The following is a 15,422-nucleotide window of genomic DNA, read 5'->3' as shown; positions in this document are numbered from 1 at the left end:
TGCTGCGATCCGCCTGGAGCGCTCATCAGGAGAGCTCATGCTCGCCCCCGTAAAACTGACTTCCGCCACTCGCCAGAACCTCTGGCGCCTGACGTTTATCCGCACCCTGGTGCTGGCCGCCCAGGCCGGTTCCGTGGGGCTCGCCTATTGGTTTGAACTGCTGCCGCTGCCTTGGCTGCAACTGTGGGTGACCCTGGCCTTTTCCACGGTGCTGTGTGTGTTCACGGCCATCCGTCTGCGCACCACCTGGCCGGTGACGGAGCTGGAGTACGCGCTGCAACTGGCCTGCGACCTGTTTATCCACAGCGTGTTGCTGTATTTCTCCGGTGGCTCCACCAACCCCTTCGTTTCCTATTACCTGGTACCGCTGACCATCGCTGCCGTGACCTTGCCGTGGCGCTATTCGGTGATCCTGTCGGGGATTGCCCTGGCGCTTTACACCTTGTTGCTGGCGCAGTTCTATCCCCTGGAAACCTTCCCGATTGCCCGGGAAAACCTGCAGATCTACGGCATGTGGCTGAGCTTCGCGCTGTCGGCGGCGGTGATCACCTTTTTTGCCGCGCGCATGGCCGAAGAGCTGCGGCGCCAGGAAGAACTGCGCGCAATCCGCCGTGAAGAGGGCCTGCGTGACCAGCAACTGCTGGCCGTGGCGACCCAGGCCGCCGGTGCGGCCCATGAACTGGGCACGCCGCTGGCAACCATGAGCGTGCTGATCAAGGAAATGCGCCAGGACCATCACGACCCGGCCTTGCAAGACGACCTCGGCGTGTTGCAGGAACAGGTCAAGCAGTGCAAGCAGACCTTGCAGCAACTGGTGCGCGCCGCTGAAGCCAACCGGCGCCTGGCGGTGGATATGCAAGACGTCACCCAGTGGCTGGACGAAGCCCTGAACCGCTGGCACTTGATGCGTCCCGAAGCCAGTTACCGTTTCCACCTGCTGGGGCAGGGCGCAGTGCCGCGTATGGCGCCACCGCCGGACCTGACCCAGGCGTTGCTGAACCTGTTGAACAATGCAGCCGACGCCTGCCCGGAAGGGTTGGAAGTGCAGTTGGACTGGGATTGGGAAAACCTCACCATCAGTATTCGCGACCACGGCGCTGGCGTGCCGCTGGCGATTGCCGAGCAGATCGGCAAGCCATTCTTTACCACCAAGGGCAAAGGCTTCGGCCTGGGCCTGTTCTTGAGCAAGGCCAGCGTGACCCGCGCTGGCGGCTCGGTGAAACTTTACCCCCATGAGGAAGGCGGCACGCTCACCGAGCTGCGCCTGCCCCGTGCTGCACGAGGAGACATCGATGAGTGACGAGATCCAAGTCGAAGGCGAAGAACTGCCGCACCTGTTGCTGGTAGATGACGATGCTACCTTTACCCGCGTAATGGCGCGAGCCATGAGCCGTCGCGGGTTTCGCGTCAGCACTGCAGGTTCCGCCGAAGAAGGCCTGGCCATCGCCCAGGCCGACCTGCCGGACTACGCGGCACTGGACCTGAAAATGGACGGTGACTCGGGCCTTGTGCTGCTGCCCAAGCTGCTGGAGCTGGACCCGGAAATGCGCGTGCTGATCCTCACCGGGTATTCGAGCATTGCCACCGCTGTCGAGGCGATCAAGCGCGGTGCCTGCAACTACCTGTGCAAGCCGGCGGACGCCGATGATGTGCTGGCCGCCTTGCTCTCCGAGCATGCCGACCTCGACACCCTGGTGCCGGAAAACCCGATGTCGGTGGACCGCCTGCAGTGGGAGCACATCCAGCGCGTGTTGACCGAGCACGAAGGCAATATCTCAGCCACGGCCCGTGCCCTGGGCATGCACCGCCGGACCTTGCAGCGCAAGCTGCAGAAGCGCCCGGTACGGCGCTGAACTACGGTGAGTGGGCTTGTGTGGGAGCGGGCTTGCTCGCGAAGGCGCAGTGTCAGTCAAGTCTTTAACAACTGACACTCCACCTTCGCGAGCGAGCCCGCTCCCACATTGGATCTCCATTGTTCTGCCGATCCAGTTCCAACAAAAAGCCCGGCTGATCATGGATCAGCCGGGCTTTTTGTATGGCTTGAAAACGACTTACTTTTTCAAGCCGTAATGCTCATCCAGCATGCCGGGGGCGTTCGGCGCCTTTGGCGCGTAGTCCCGCGGCGGCTCCTGGTTTTCCCGTGGCGGGGTCAGGCGCTCCCGTGGGGCTTGCGTGGCATCGGAATGCAGCGCGGCCAGCAGACGCTGACGGGTAATATCGTCCAGGGCCAGGCGGTTGGCGCCATCGGCGAGGTGATCCTGTACTTCCTGGTAGCTCTGGGTGAGCTTCTTGACCAGGGTCGCGGTGCTGTTGAAGTGGGTAACAACCTCGTTCTGATAACTGTCAAAACGTTCCTGGATGTCATCCAACTGACGCTGCGTGCGGTTAGGCGCGGCATTCGGCAGGAGGCGAGCAACCAGGAATCCAATGGCGACACCGGCAACCAGGGCAAGAGTCGGCAACAACCAAACTAAGAGCGAGTGTTCCACGAGTCCTTCCTCTATAAACGGCTTTGCTTTACGTTAACGGCTCGGACCTGCGCTGTATACCGCGATTAAGCTCGCAATGATGCCATGCACAGACTTTTAGCTAGACGAGTCGACCCCTTGAGAGGTCACGGAGTTCATTCCTTGCTCATGCGTGAAACCCCTGTTTTGATTGATGGCCCGGTAGGCCAATTGGAAGCCTTGTACCTCGATCACCCCGAGCCACGTGGCCTGGCGCTGATCTGCCACCCTAACCCGGTGCAGGGTGGGACCATGCTCAATAAAGTCGTCTCGACCCTGCAACGTACCGCCCGCGATGCCGGTTTGATTACTTTGCGTTTCAATTACCGTGGCGTCGGTGCCAGCGCTGGTAGCCATGATATGGCCACAGGTGAAGTGGACGATGCCGAAGCCGCCGTAAGCTGGCTGCGTGAAAAACACCCGGACCTGCCCATCACCTTGCTGGGTTTCTCGTTCGGTGGATTTGTTGCCGCCAGTCTCGGCGGGCGCCTGGAAGCCAAGGGCGAAAAACTCGCGCACCTGTTTATGGTGGCTGCGGCCGTCATGCGTTTGCGTGACGAGGACCCGCTTCCACAGGGCTGCCCGCTGACCGTGATCCAGCCGGAAACCGACGAAGTGGTCGACCCGCAGCAGGTCTACGACTGGTCTGCCGCCCTCAAACGCCCCCATGAGCTGCTGAAAGTGGCAGAATGCGGGCACTTTTTTCATGGCAAGCTCACCGATCTCAAGGATCTGGTGCTGCCGCGCCTTTCGAATTGATAGCAGTCTGATAAGCGATTACCCATGACGACTCGTACCCGTATCCTCACCGGCATCACCACCACCGGCACCCCGCACCTGGGCAACTACGCCGGTGCCATCCGCCCGGCGATCCTCGCCAGCCAGGATGCCAATGCCGATTCGTTCTACTTCCTGGCCGACTACCACGCCCTGATCAAGTGCGATGACCCGCAGCGCATCCAGCGCTCGCGTATGGAAATCGCCGCGACCTGGCTGGCCGGTGGCCTGGATGTGAACCGGGTGACCTTCTACCGTCAGTCCGATATCCCGGAAATTCCCGAGCTGACCTGGCTGCTGACTTGCGTCGCGGCCAAGGGCCTGCTCAACCGTGCCCACGCCTACAAGGCCTCGGTGGACAAGAACCTGGAAAACGGCGAAGACCCGGATGCCGGGATCAGCATGGGCCTGTACAGCTATCCGGTGCTGATGGCGGCGGACATCCTGATGTTCAATGCCCATAAGGTCCCGGTCGGCCGCGACCAGATCCAGCACGTGGAAATGGCCCGTGATATCGGCCAGCGTTTCAACCACCTGTTCGGCAAGGGCAAAGAGTTCTTCACCATGCCCGAGGCAGTGATTGAAGAAGGTGTCGCCACCTTGCCGGGCCTGGATGGGCGCAAGATGTCGAAGAGCTACGACAACACCATTCCGTTGTTCACCACCGCCAAGGACATGAAGGACGCGATCTCGCGAATCGTCACCGACTCCCGCGCGCCGGGTGAGGCCAAGGATCCGGATAACTCGCACCTGTTCACCTTGTACCAGGCGTTCGCCACCCCTGAACAGGAACAGCAACTGCGCAGCGAACTGCTCGACGGCCTGGGCTGGGGCGAGGCGAAAAACCGCCTGTTCCAACTGCTGGACGGCCAGTTGGGCGAAGCCCGCGAGCGCTACCATCAATTGATGGCGCGCCCTTCGGACATGGAAGACCTGCTGCTGGTCGGCGCCAAGAAGGCCCGTGCCGTCGCCGGTCCATTCCTGCAGGAGCTGCGGGAAGCCGTGGGCCTGCGCTCGTTCGTCAACCAGGCCAGCGAGGCTGCCAGCACCAAGAAGAAGGCAGTCAAGGCCGCGCGGTTTGTCAGCTTCCGTGAAGACGACGGCAGCTTCCGCTTCCGCCTGCTGGCGGCTGACGGCGAGCAGCTGTTGTTGTCGCGCAACTTTGCCGATGGCAAGGCGGCCGGCGCTGTCACCAAGCAGTTGCAGTCCGGCCAGGCGCTGGATGTGCGCAGTGAGGCCCTGGGCTTTACGGTGTGGCTCGACGGCGCGTGTATCGCCGACAGCCCGGCCTTCGCCGATAGCGCTGCGCGGGATGCCGCCATCGAAGCCGTGCGCGTAGCATTGACGCCAATCGAAGACTGACCCGACCAAGGGTTGATTGCCATTATCCGGGGCCGTCGTTACAGTGACGGCCCGTTTTTGTTGCCTTGCTAACGAAATTATGACGCCCCTAGAACGATATCAAGCTGATCTGAAGCGCCCCGACTTCTTCCATGATGCTGCCCAGGAAACGGCGGTGCGTCACTTGCAGCGCCTGTACGAAGACCTGGTCGCCTCTTCCCAGAGCAAGCCGGGGATGCTCAGCAAGCTGTTTGGCAAGAAAGACCAGACGCCGGTCAAAGGCTTGTACTTCTGGGGCGGTGTGGGTCGCGGCAAGACTTACCTGGTCGACACCTTCTTCGAAGCGCTGCCGTTCAAGGAGAAGTCGCGCACTCACTTCCACCGCTTCATGAAGCGCGTGCACGAAGAGATGAAGACCCTGCACGGCGAGAAAAACCCGCTGACCATCATCGCCAAGCGTTTCTCCCAGGAAGCGCGGGTTATCTGTTTCGATGAGTTCTTCGTGTCCGATATCACCGATGCGATGATTCTCGGCACCCTGATGGAAGAGTTGTTCAAGAACGGCGTGACCCTGGTCGCCACCTCGAACATCGTGCCTGACGGCCTGTACAAGGACGGCCTGCAGCGTGCGCGTTTCCTGCCGGCCATCGCCCTGATCAAGCAGCACACCGATATCGTCAACGTCGACAGCGGCGTCGATTACCGCCTGCGACACCTCGAGCAAGCCGAGTTGTTCCACTTCCCCCTCGACGAAGCGGCCCACGAAAGCCTGCGCAAGAGCTTCCGTGCGTTGACGCCGGAATGCACCCAGGCGGTGGAAAACGATAAGTTGATGATCGAGAATCGCCAGATCATTGCCCTGCGCACCTGTGACGACGTGGCCTGGTTCGACTTCCGCGAGCTGTGCGATGGACCCCGCAGCCAGAACGACTACATCGAACTGGGCAAGATCTTCCATGCCGTGATCTTGAGCGGTGTCGAGCAAATGAGCGTCACTACCGACGACATCGCCCGGCGCTTTATCAACATGGTCGATGAATTCTACGACCGTAACGTCAAGCTGATCATCTCGGCTGAAGTCGAACTCAAGGACCTCTACACCGGCGGTCGCTTGAACTTCGAATTCCAACGGACCCTGAGCCGCTTGCTGGAAATGCAGTCCCACGAGTTCCTGGCGCGGGCGCACAAGCCTTAGGCAAACACCGAACCAAAATGTGGGAGCGGGCTTGCTCGCGAATGCGGTGTATCAGTCGACTTATTCGTTAACTGACACACCGCATTCGCGAGCAAGCCCGCTCCCACATTTGATTGTGTCCGGCTTTAGTTAGGCGGCCTGCTGGAACTGCTGGCGATACTGGTTCGGCGACAGTTCCGTGTGCTGCCTGAACAGCCGCGCAAAAAAGCTCGCATCGTCGTAGCCCACCTCATAGCTGATGGTCTTGATGCTCTTGCGGCTGCCCGACAGCAACCCCTTGGCCGTCTCGATGCGCAGGCGTTGCAGGTAGTGCAGCGGCTTGTCGCCGGTAGCGGTCTGGAAGCGCCGCATAAAGTTGCGGATGCTCATGCCGTGTTCTCGGGCCACGTCTTCAAAGCGGAACTTGTCGGCGAAGTGCTCTTCGAGCCAATGCTGGATCTGCAGGATGATCACATCCTGGTGCAGCTTCTGCCCACCAAAACCGATGCGTCCCGGCGCGTAGCTGCGCTGCACTTCGTAAAGGATGTCGCGGGCCACGGCCTGGGCGATGTTGGCGCCGCAGAAGCGCTCGATCAGATAAATGTAGAGATCGCAGGCTGACGTGGTGCCCCCGGCGCAGTACAGGTTGTCGGCGTCGGTCAGGTGCTTGTCCTGATTGAGCTGGACCTTGGGGAAGCGTTCGCTGAAGGCGTTGAAGAAGCGCCAGTAGGTGGTCGCCTCCTTGCCATCGAGCAGGCCGGCTTCGGCGAGCCAGAACACCCCGGTGGCCTCACCGCATAACACCGCCCCGCGCGCATGTTGCTCGCGCAGCCAGGGCAGGATCTGTGGGTAGCGTTTGCTCAGGGCGTCGAAGTCATCCCAGAAGGCCGGCAGCACAATGATATCGGCGTTTTCCAGGCCGCCGTCGACCGGCATGATCACATCGCTGAAGCTGCACACCGATTGCCCGTCGGGGCTTACCAGGCGGGTTTCAAAGGCTGGCGTGAGGCCCAGGCCCTGCTGTTTGCCGTAACGCAGGCTGGCGAGGTGGAAGAAATCCTTGGCTTGCATGAGGGTGGAAGCAAACACCCGGTCAATGGCCAAAATGCTGACGCGCCGCAAGGGCGTGGAGACGAGGTTAGACATAATTTCGATTATTCTTATAGGGGAAAGTGGTCAACTAACGGCTGGATCGTCTTATTTTTTGTCGCATGTGTCCAGTGTCCTGTGACGTCCGTGCAGCTTAGGCTCTGTGATCTTGTTTTTGTCCGACAATCGACGCAGGTGACTCATGATTCCCAGAACCTTGTTCAGCTCCGAGCACGAACTCTTCCGCCAGAGCGTGCGCACCTTCCTCGAAAAAGACGCGGTGCCGTACCATGCGCAATGGGAAAAGCAGGGCCATATTGATCGCGCCCTGTGGAGCAAGGCGGGGGAGGCGGGGATGCTGTGCTCGCACCTGCCGGAGGAATATGGCGGCCTGGGCGCCGACTTTCTCTACAGCACCGTGGTGATCGAAGAGATCGGCCGCCTGGGGCTGACCGGGATTGGCTTCTCCCTGCATTCGGACATTGTTGCGCCGTATATCCTGCATTACGGCAGCGAGGCGCTGAAGCACAAGTACCTGCCCAAGCTCGTTTCCGGGGAGATGGTCACGGCCATTGCCATGACCGAGCCGGGCGCCGGGTCTGATCTGCAAGGGGTCAAGACCACCGCCGTGCTGGACGGCGATGAGTATGTAATCAACGGCTCCAAGACTTTTATTACCAATGGCTTCCTGGCGGACCTGGTGATTGTGGTGGCCAAGACCGATCCCAAGGCCGGCGCCAAGGGCACCAGTCTGTTTCTGGTCGAGGCCAATACGCCGGGCTTCGACAAGGGCAAGCGCCTGGAAAAGGTCGGGATGAAGGCTCAGGACACCTCCGAGCTGTTCTTCCAGGACGTGCGGGTGCCCAAGGAGAACCTGCTGGGCCAGGCGGGGATGGGCTTTGCCTACCTGATGCAGGAGCTGCCCCAGGAGCGCCTGACCGTGGCGATCGGCGCCCTGGCGTCGGCCGAGGCGGCGCTGCAATGGACCCTGGACTACACCCGCGAGCGCAAGGCGTTCGGCAAGGCGATTGCCGACTTCCAGAACACCCGCTTCAAGCTGGCGGAGATCGCCACCGAGGTGCAGATTGGTCGGGTGTTTGTCGACAAGTGCCTGGAACAGCACCTGCAAGGCAAGCTGGATGTGCCGACGGCGGCGATGGCCAAATACTGGACCACTGACCTGCAATGCAAGGTGCTCGATGAGTGTGTGCAGTTGCACGGCGGCTACGGTTACATGTGGGAATACCCGATAGCCCGGGCCTGGGCGGATGCGCGGGTACAGCGCATTTATGCGGGGACCAATGAGATCATGAAGGAGATCATTGCGCGGGCGCTTTGAATCTCTGGTGCTGTTGAGGGCCGCCATCGCAGGCAAGCCAGCGCCCACATTACCGATCAAATGTGGGCGCTGGCTTGCCTGCGATGGCGGCCTGAAGGTCAATCAAGGCGCAGGATTCGGGTGATCCTTCTGAATCGCCTCGATCCCGTCCAACACCTCTTTCGACAGTTTCAGATCAGCACTGGCGATATTGCTGTCCAACTGCGCAAGCGTCGTCGCGCCAATGATATTGCTGGTCACAAACGGCTGCTGCGTGACAAACGCCAGGGCCATCTGCGCCGGGTCCAGGCCGTGCTCGCGGGCCAGGGCTACATAGCGGCTGCACGCGGCTTCCGATTGCGGGTTGAAGTAGCGGCTAAAGCGGCTGTAGAGGCTCAAGCGACCCTTGGCCGGCCGTGCGCCGCCTTCGTACTTGCCGCTGAGCATGCCGAATGCCAGTGGCGAATATGCCAGCAAGCCACATTGCTCACGGATGGCGACTTCTGCCAGGCCCACTTCAAAGCTGCGGTTGAGCAGGTTGTAGGGGTTCTGAATCGATACCGCGCGGGTCCAGCCACGGGCCTCGGCCAGGGCCAGGAACTTCATGGTGCCCCACGGCGTTTCATTGGACAGGCCGATATGGCGGATCTTGCCGGCCCTGACCTGCTCGTTGAGGGCTTCGAGGGTTTCTTCCAGCGGTGTGAGGTCGGGCTCTTCCTGATGCTTGTAGCTCAGTTGGCCGAAGAAGTTGGTGCTGCGTTCCGGCCAGTGCAGTTGGTACAGGTCGATCCAGTCGGTCTGCAGGCGCTTGAGGCTGGCGTCCAGGGCGTCGACGATGTGCTTGCGGTTGTGCTTGAGCTGGCCGTCGCGGATGTAGTCGATGGTGTTGCCGGGGCCGGCGATCTTGCTGGCGAGGATCCAGTCGGCGCGGTCACCCCGACTCTTGAAGTAGTTGCCGATGTAGCGTTCGGTGGTGGCGTAGGTGTCAGCCTTGGGGGGGACCGGGTACATTTCTGCGGTATCGAGGAAGTTGATCCCCGCACCTTTGGCTCTTTCAATCTGGGCGAAGGCCTCTGCCTCGGTGTTTTGCTCGCCCCAGGTCATGGTCCCGAGGCAGATCGCGCTCACGTTCAGATCGGTCCGGCCCAGCTGTCGATAATCCATCGGGTGCTCCTTCGGGGAAAACAATCATAAAAGCAGGTTGAATTTTTTTTCGCAATCTGCATAATTGCCCACCTCTTTCTGCAGTGGAAGTGATGCGCCGCCTGCCGAAGAATCTTGCCGTTGAACGGACGCGCTGACCCGAGCCCCCGATAGCGTCTGTATCCGGCTGCCTTTGACTTGTCAAAGTACGCACTATTCAGTAAGATCCGCCGTCTAATTTACAGGGCGGCCCCTGAGGCTATTAAAGAATGACAACTTTTACTGCAAAACCGGAAACAGTTCAGCGCGACTGGTTTGTCGTCGACGCCGCTGGTCAGACCCTGGGTCGTCTGGCCACTGAAGTCGCCAGCCGTCTGCGTGGCAAGCACAAGCCTGAGTACACCCCTCACGTTGATACCGGTGACTACATCGTAATCATCAACGCTGAGCAGGTTCGTGTAACCGGCAACAAAGCAAGCGACAAAATGTACTACCGTCACTCCGGTTTCCCAGGCGGTATCAAGTCTTCGAACTTCGAAGGCCTGATTGCCAAGAAGCCTGAAGCCCCGATCGAGATCGCGGTTAAAGGTATGCTGCCGAAGGGCCCACTGGGTCGCGACATGTATCGCAAGCTGAAAGTCTATGCGGGCGCTGCTCACCCTCATGCTGCTCAGCAGCCCCAAGAACTGAAGTTTTAACGGAATAGTTCATTATGTCGGCGACTCAAAATTACGGCACTGGCCGTCGCAAAACCGCAACCGCACGCGTTTTCCTGCGTCCGGGCACTGGTAACATCTCGATCAACAACCGCACTCTGGACAACTTCTTCGGCCGCGAAACTGCCCGCATGGTAGTTCGTCAGCCGCTGGAACTGACCGAGACCGTTGAAAAGTTCGACATCTACGTCACCGTTATCGGTGGCGGTGTAAGTGGTCAAGCTGGCGCAATCCGCCACGGTATCACTCGCGCTCTGATGCAGTACGACGAAACCCTGCGCGGCGCTCTGCGCAAAGCTGGCTTCGTGACTCGTGATGCCCGTGAAGTTGAACGTAAGAAAGTCGGTCTGCGTAAAGCGCGTAAGCGTCCGCAGTACTCGAAGCGTTAATTCGCTTTACGTTCCACAAAAACGCCCAGCCTCCTCGCGGAGCTGGGCGTTTTTTATTGCCCGCTTTTTATGCAGGTTTTTTCTGTGTGACAACTTGCCACATCCGTAGACCCCCTATACTACAAGGCTTGGGGCTTAGGCTCCGGGTAATTACCTTGTCAGAGGTGGGGCTTTTCATTACCATTCGGCAAAATTTTTATAAGTTCAGATTTAATACTTAGTAGACGCCTGATTTAACAGGCCAAAAAGCTGATGGGAGAGGACTGAATGAGCAATGACGGCGTGAATGCAGGCCGGCGTCGCTTCTTGGTAGCAGCCACATCCGTTGTGGGTGCTGCAGGAGCGGTGGGGGCTGCGGTCCCGTTCGTGGGGTCATGGTTTCCCAGTGCCAAGGCGAAAGCCGCAGGTGCACCGGTGAAGGTGAATGTCAGCAAGATCGAGCCAGGCCAGCAGATGATTGCTGAGTGGCGCGGCCAGCCAGTATTCATCGTTCGTCGTACCGAGGAAATCCTGGGGAATCTGAAGAAAATCGAGGGCCAGTTGTCTGACCCCGAATCCAAGAATTCCGAACAACCCGCCTACGCCCAAAACGAAGCGCGTTCGATCAAGCCAGAGATTCTGCTGCTGGTCGGTCTTTGCACGCACCTGGGCTGCTCGCCGACCTTCCGCCCGGAAGTCGCGCCTGTGGATCTGGGCAAGGACTGGGTTGGCGGCTATTTCTGCCCTTGCCACGGTTCCCACTACGACCTGGCCGGTCGCGTCTACAAATCCCAGCCTGCTCCGTTGAACCTGCCGGTTCCGCCGCACAACTACGAATCTGACGACGTTATTGTCATTGGTGTCGATAAGGAGAGCGCGTAATGAGCAAGTTCATGGATTGGGTGGATGCGCGCTTCCCCGCCACCAAAATGTGGGAAGACCATCTCAGCAAGTATTACGCGCCGAAGAACTTCAACTTCTTCTATTTCTTTGGCTCCCTGGCATTGCTGGTACTGGTCAATCAGATCGTGACCGGTGTCTGGCTGACCATGAGCTACACCCCGTCGGCGGAAGAAGCATTTGCCTCCGTCGAATACATCATGCGCGACGTCGAGTACGGCTCGATCCTGCGTCTGTTGCACTCCACTGGCGCTTCGGCGTTCTTCATCGTGGTCTATCTGCACATGTTCCGTGGCTTGCTCTACGGCTCGTACCAGAAGCCGCGTGAGCTGGTGTGGGTGTTTGGCATGCTGATCTACCTGGCACTGATGGCAGAGGCCTTCATGGGCTACCTGCTGCCTTGGGGCCAGATGTCCTACTGGGGTGCCCAGGTGATCATCTCGCTGTTTGGCGCGATCCCGGTCATCGGCAACGACCTGACCCAGTGGATCCGTGGTGACTACCTGATTTCGGGCATCACCCTGAACCGCTTCTTTGCCTTGCATGTGGTGGCCTTGCCGATCGTGATTCTCGGTCTGGTGGTGCTGCACATCCTGGCGCTGCACGAAGTGGGTTCGAACAACCCGGACGGCGTGGACATCAAGAAGCACAAGGACGAGAACGGCATTCCGCTGGACGGCATTCCTTTCCACCCTTACTACACCGTGAAAGATATCGTCGGCGTGGTGGTGTTCCTGTTCGTCTTCTGCTCGATTGTGTTCTTCTTCCCGGAAATGGGCGGCTATTTCCTCGAAAAGCCTAACTTCGAACAGGCGAACGCATTCAAGACCCCGGAACACATTGCCCCGGTCTGGTACTTCACGCCGTTCTACGCCATTTTGCGGGCGATCCCCGACAAGCTCATGGGCGTTATCGCCATGGGTGCGGCCATTGCGGTGCTGTTCGTGTTGCCTTGGCTCGACCGTAGCCCGGTCAAGTCCATGCGCTACAAGGGCTGGCTGAGCAAAATCTGGCTGTGGGTGTTCTGCATCTCGTTCGTGATCCTGGGCGTGCTGGGCGTACTGGCGCCGACCCCTGAGCGGACGTTGCTGTCGCAGGTCTGCACCTTCCTGTACTTCGCCTACTTCATTCTGATGCCGTTCTACACCCGGCTCGAGAAGACAAAACCGGTTCCGGAAAGGGTGACTGGCTGATGAAAAAATTATTCGCTGCATTGATTCTTGCTGCCCTGCCGACACTGTCCTTCGCGGCCGGGTCTGGCGTGGCACTGGAAAAAGTCGACATTGACGTTTCTGACAAGGCTGCCATGCAAGACGGCGCCCGTACGTTCGCCAACTACTGCATGGGCTGCCACAGCGCCAAGTTCCAGCGTTACGAGCGCGTGGCCGATGACCTGGGCATCCCTCATGAGCTGATGCTCAAGAACCTGGTGTTCACCGGTGCCAAGATTGGCGACCACATGAACATCGGCATGCAACCGGCCGACGCCAAGGCCTGGTTCGGGGCTGCACCGCCCGACCTGACCCTGGTAGCACGCGTACGTGGTACCGACTGGCTGTATGGCTACCTGAAATCGTTCTACGAAGACCCTACGCGCCCATGGGGCGTGAACAACAAGGTCTTCCCGAACGTGGGTATGCCTAACGTGCTGGTCGGCCTGCAAGGCCGTCAGGTGGTCGGATGCAAGCAGGTTCAAGTCGTGGAAAACGGCAAGAAGCAATATGACCCGCTGACCGGCACGCCGTTGACCCACGAAGCCTGTGACCAACTGACCATCGTGCCCAAGAGCGGCGCGCTGAACGAGGAGCAGTTCGACGAGAAGGTCAAGAACCTGGTGACCTTCCTGGCTTACTCCGCCAACCCGGTCAAACTGGAGCATCAACGCATCGGTACCTATGTGTTGCTGTACCTGGCTTTCTTCTTCGTATTCGCTTATTTGCTCAAGCGTGAATACTGGAAGGATGTGCATTGATCCAACCTTAGGCAATTGCTGTTAATCTTGCGCGCCCAGCGACGTCTCTGAACGGGTAACGCTCTGGTTGATCCAGGTGTTACAGGAGATGCTTTCTGGGCGCGCTCGTTTTTGAGCTTTCGATAATTTCAACAAGCGAGGAGGACCGCCATGGGCGTGACCAACCGGTTGGCCTGTTACTCCGACCCCGCCGACCACTATTCCCACCGAGTACGCATCGTGCTCGCAGAGAAGGGTGTCAGCGCCGAGATCATCAGTGTGGAGGTGGGACGTCACCCGCCGAAACTGATCGAAGTGAACCCTTACGGCAGCTTGCCCACCCTGGTCGATCGTGACCTGGCGTTGTGGGAGTCAACCGTGGTGATGGAATATCTGGATGAGCGTTACCCCCATCCACCTTTGCTGCCGGTGTATCCGGTGGCGCGTGCCAACAGCCGCCTGCTGATCCATCGGATCCAGCGTGACTGGTGTGGGCTGGTGGATCTGATTCTGGATACACGCAGCAAAGAAGCGGCCCGTGTGCAGGCGCGTAAGGAATTGCGCGAGAGCCTGACCGGCGTTTCTCCATTGTTCGCCGACAAACCTTTTTTCCTCAGTGAGGAACAAAGCCTGGTGGATTGCTGCCTATTACCCATACTCTGGCGTTTGCCGATTCTGGGCATTGAACTGCCGCGGCCTGCCAAGCCGCTGCTTGATTACATGGAGCGCCAGTTTGCGCGTGAGGCTTTCCAGGCAAGTCTGTCTGGCGTCGAACGTGATATGCGCTAAGGCTTAAGGAGCCGTTGATGAACTCCAGTCGACCTTACCTGGTCCGCGCGCTCTACGAGTGGATTGTGGACAACGATTGCACCCCGCATATGCTGGTCAATTCCGAGTTTCCTGCGGTGCAGGTGCCACAAGGTTTTGCCAGTGACGGACAGATTGTCCTGAACGTTTCACCCAGTGCCGTGCGTCAACTGCACATGGACAATGAAGCGGTCAGCTTTGAAGGGCGTTTTGGTGGGGTACCCCATACGCTCTATGTGCCCATCGGCGCGATCCTGGGCATTTATGCCCGGGAGAATGGCCAGGGCATGGTGTTTGATCTGGAGTCGTCCCTTGAAGACGACGAAGCGATTGAAATTGAAGATGATCTGCCGCCACCTGATTCCGAGCCACCGCGCCCTAGCGGCCGGCCGAGCTTGAAAGTGGTGAAGTGATAAAACATGCGCCTTCGGGCATGTGTTGAAAATGCCCCGGCTTAGGCTGGGGCATTTTTTTGCGCGCGATAAACCTTGGGCAAATCATGCAGGGCGGTGATCGTACAACTCGCTTGGGCTATGATGCCCTTTTGAATCATCGAGATAGTTGCCTGCCCATGGAAAACCTCAGCACAGCCCCGCGTCTTCCCCGCAAGCGCCGTAGCCTTGCCCAGGAACTGGTCACGGTGTTGTCCGAACAGATCCGCGATGGCCAGCTCAAGCGTGGCGACAAACTGCCCACCGAGTCAGCCATCATGGAAGCCCATGGGGTCAGCCGCACGGTGGTGCGCGAAGCGATCTCGCGGCTGCAGGCAGCCGGGCAGGTGGAAACCCGGCATGGCATCGGCACCTTTGTGCTGGATACGCCGAGCCCCAGCGGGTTCCGCATTGATCCGGCGACCGTGGTCACGCTGCGTGATGTACTGGCGATCCTCGAATTGCGCATCAGCCTGGAAGTGGAGTCTGCTGGTCTCGCGGCCCAGCGTCGCAGTGACGAGCAGTTGGCAGCGATGCGCGCGGCCCTAGATGCCCTGAATGAAAGTGCAGCGCACGCCAGTGATGCGGTAGCGTCGGACTTCCAGTTCCACTTGCAGATTGCCCTGTCCACCGGCAACCGTTACTTCACCGATATCATGACCCACCTGGGCACCAGCATTATTCCGCGGACCCGCCTGAATTCTGCGCGCCTGGCCCATGACGACCAGCAGCACTACATGAGCCGCCTGAGCCGTGAGCACGAAGAGATTTATGAGGCGATTGCCCGCCAGGATTCGGATGCGGCGCGGGCGGCGATGAGATTGCATTTGACCAATAGTCGAGAGCGGCTGCGCCAGGCTCATGAAGAAGCGCAGGCGCAGCGGGGGTAATTCGGTGATT

At 59.5% G+C, this 15,422-nt stretch carries 17 protein-coding genes; 14 read left to right on the top strand and 3 right to left on the bottom strand.

What is annotated here, in order from left to right; all coding sequences use genetic code 11:
• Positions 1–37: 37 nt before the first annotated feature.
• Together PSH80_RS22500 and PSH80_RS22495 are read left to right on the top strand one after the other, a co-directional pair.
• Positions 38–1,300 carry an ATP-binding protein gene (locus PSH80_RS22500; RefSeq protein WP_057958430.1) on the top strand — a complete coding sequence of 421 codons (1,263 nt, stop codon included), beginning with the start codon at positions 38–40 and terminating at the stop codon, positions 1,298–1,300.
• Entirely contained in the window at positions 1,293–1,853 is a 561-nt protein-coding gene (locus PSH80_RS22495) for a response regulator transcription factor (RefSeq protein WP_057958431.1), read from the top strand. The genes PSH80_RS22500 and PSH80_RS22495 overlap by 8 nt, the downstream gene beginning before the upstream one ends.
• A gap of 198 nt (positions 1,854–2,051) precedes the next feature.
• On the opposite strand, the gene PSH80_RS22490 is transcribed toward PSH80_RS22495, so the two are convergent.
• A complete protein-coding gene (locus PSH80_RS22490; protein ID WP_120734150.1) occupies positions 2,052–2,489 on the bottom strand; it encodes a YhcB family protein in 438 nt (145 codons plus the stop codon).
• Positions 2,490–2,636: 147 nt separating this feature from the next.
• Here PSH80_RS22490 and PSH80_RS22485 point away from each other — a divergent pair, with 147 nt between their 5' ends.
• From PSH80_RS22485 to zapE, 3 genes are all read left to right on the top strand, one after another.
• Positions 2,637–3,266 (top strand): alpha/beta hydrolase, encoded by a 630-nt coding sequence (locus PSH80_RS22485; RefSeq protein ID WP_057438061.1) that lies wholly within the window; start codon positions 2,637–2,639, stop codon positions 3,264–3,266.
• 24 nt (positions 3,267–3,290) lie between these two features.
• On the top strand, positions 3,291–4,646 hold the full coding sequence (locus PSH80_RS22480; protein WP_057438063.1) for a tryptophan--tRNA ligase: 1,356 nt from the start codon (positions 3,291–3,293) through the stop codon (positions 4,644–4,646).
• 79 nt (positions 4,647–4,725) lie between these two features.
• Positions 4,726–5,820, top strand: coding sequence for a cell division protein ZapE (zapE, locus tag PSH80_RS22475; RefSeq protein ID WP_057438065.1), 1,095 nt, complete (start codon positions 4,726–4,728; stop codon positions 5,818–5,820).
• Between the two features lie 129 nt (positions 5,821–5,949).
• Here zapE and PSH80_RS22470 read toward each other — a convergent pair whose 3' ends face one another.
• Positions 5,950–6,870 (bottom strand): GlxA family transcriptional regulator, encoded by a 921-nt coding sequence (locus PSH80_RS22470; protein ID WP_169866093.1) that lies wholly within the window; start codon positions 6,868–6,870, stop codon positions 5,950–5,952.
• 220 nt (positions 6,871–7,090) lie between these two features.
• On the opposite strand from PSH80_RS22470, the gene PSH80_RS22465 reads away from it, so the two are divergent.
• The gene (locus tag PSH80_RS22465) at positions 7,091–8,227 is read left to right on the top strand and encodes an acyl-CoA dehydrogenase family protein (protein WP_057958436.1); all 1,137 of its coding nucleotides are present in this window, start codon (positions 7,091–7,093) and stop codon (positions 8,225–8,227) included.
• 102 nt (positions 8,228–8,329) lie between these two features.
• On the opposite strand, the gene PSH80_RS22460 is transcribed toward PSH80_RS22465, so the two are convergent.
• Entirely contained in the window at positions 8,330–9,370 is a 1,041-nt protein-coding gene (locus PSH80_RS22460; protein ID WP_305418350.1) for an NADP(H)-dependent aldo-keto reductase, read from the bottom strand.
• Positions 9,371–9,618: 248 nt separating this feature from the next.
• Here PSH80_RS22460 and rplM point away from each other — a divergent pair, with 248 nt between their 5' ends.
• The 8 genes from rplM to PSH80_RS22420 all read left to right on the top strand — a co-directional run bounded on the left by rplM (position 9,619) and on the right by PSH80_RS22420 (position 15,412).
• Complete coding sequence (gene rplM, locus PSH80_RS22455; protein WP_029291908.1) at positions 9,619–10,047, top strand: 50S ribosomal protein L13; 429 nt, start codon at positions 9,619–9,621, stop codon at positions 10,045–10,047.
• A gap of 14 nt (positions 10,048–10,061) precedes the next feature.
• Positions 10,062–10,454: a 30S ribosomal protein S9 gene (rpsI, locus tag PSH80_RS22450; RefSeq protein WP_003171743.1), complete on the top strand. Its 393-nt coding sequence runs from the start codon at positions 10,062–10,064 to the stop codon at positions 10,452–10,454.
• A gap of 267 nt (positions 10,455–10,721) precedes the next feature.
• Positions 10,722–11,315 (top strand): ubiquinol-cytochrome c reductase iron-sulfur subunit, encoded by a 594-nt coding sequence (petA, locus tag PSH80_RS22445; protein ID WP_032860120.1) that lies wholly within the window; start codon positions 10,722–10,724, stop codon positions 11,313–11,315.
• Entirely contained in the window at positions 11,315–12,526 is a 1,212-nt protein-coding gene (locus tag PSH80_RS22440) for a cytochrome bc complex cytochrome b subunit (protein WP_003188526.1), read from the top strand. The genes petA and PSH80_RS22440 overlap by 1 nt, the downstream gene beginning before the upstream one ends.
• On the top strand, positions 12,526–13,305 hold the full coding sequence (locus PSH80_RS22435; protein ID WP_120734147.1) for a cytochrome c1: 780 nt from the start codon (positions 12,526–12,528) through the stop codon (positions 13,303–13,305). The genes PSH80_RS22440 and PSH80_RS22435 overlap by 1 nt, the downstream gene beginning before the upstream one ends.
• 150 nt (positions 13,306–13,455) lie before the next feature.
• Positions 13,456–14,073: a glutathione S-transferase N-terminal domain-containing protein gene (locus tag PSH80_RS22430; protein ID WP_027604841.1), complete on the top strand. Its 618-nt coding sequence runs from the start codon at positions 13,456–13,458 to the stop codon at positions 14,071–14,073.
• 17 nt (positions 14,074–14,090) lie between these two features.
• Complete coding sequence (locus PSH80_RS22425) at positions 14,091–14,504, top strand: ClpXP protease specificity-enhancing factor (protein WP_057438071.1); 414 nt, start codon at positions 14,091–14,093, stop codon at positions 14,502–14,504.
• A 158-nt stretch (positions 14,505–14,662) separates the two neighbouring features.
• On the top strand, positions 14,663–15,412 hold the full coding sequence (locus tag PSH80_RS22420) for a FadR/GntR family transcriptional regulator (RefSeq protein ID WP_057958438.1): 750 nt from the start codon (positions 14,663–14,665) through the stop codon (positions 15,410–15,412).
• Positions 15,413–15,422 lie beyond the last annotated feature (10 nt).

Origin of the sequence: Pseudomonas sp. FP818, from assembly GCF_030687335.1 — a bacterium.
Taxonomy (GTDB): domain Bacteria; phylum Pseudomonadota; class Gammaproteobacteria; order Pseudomonadales; family Pseudomonadaceae; genus Aquipseudomonas; species Aquipseudomonas shahriarae.
The sequence above is the reverse complement of the archived record's forward strand: the minus strand, read 5'-3'. Positions and strand labels throughout refer to the sequence as shown.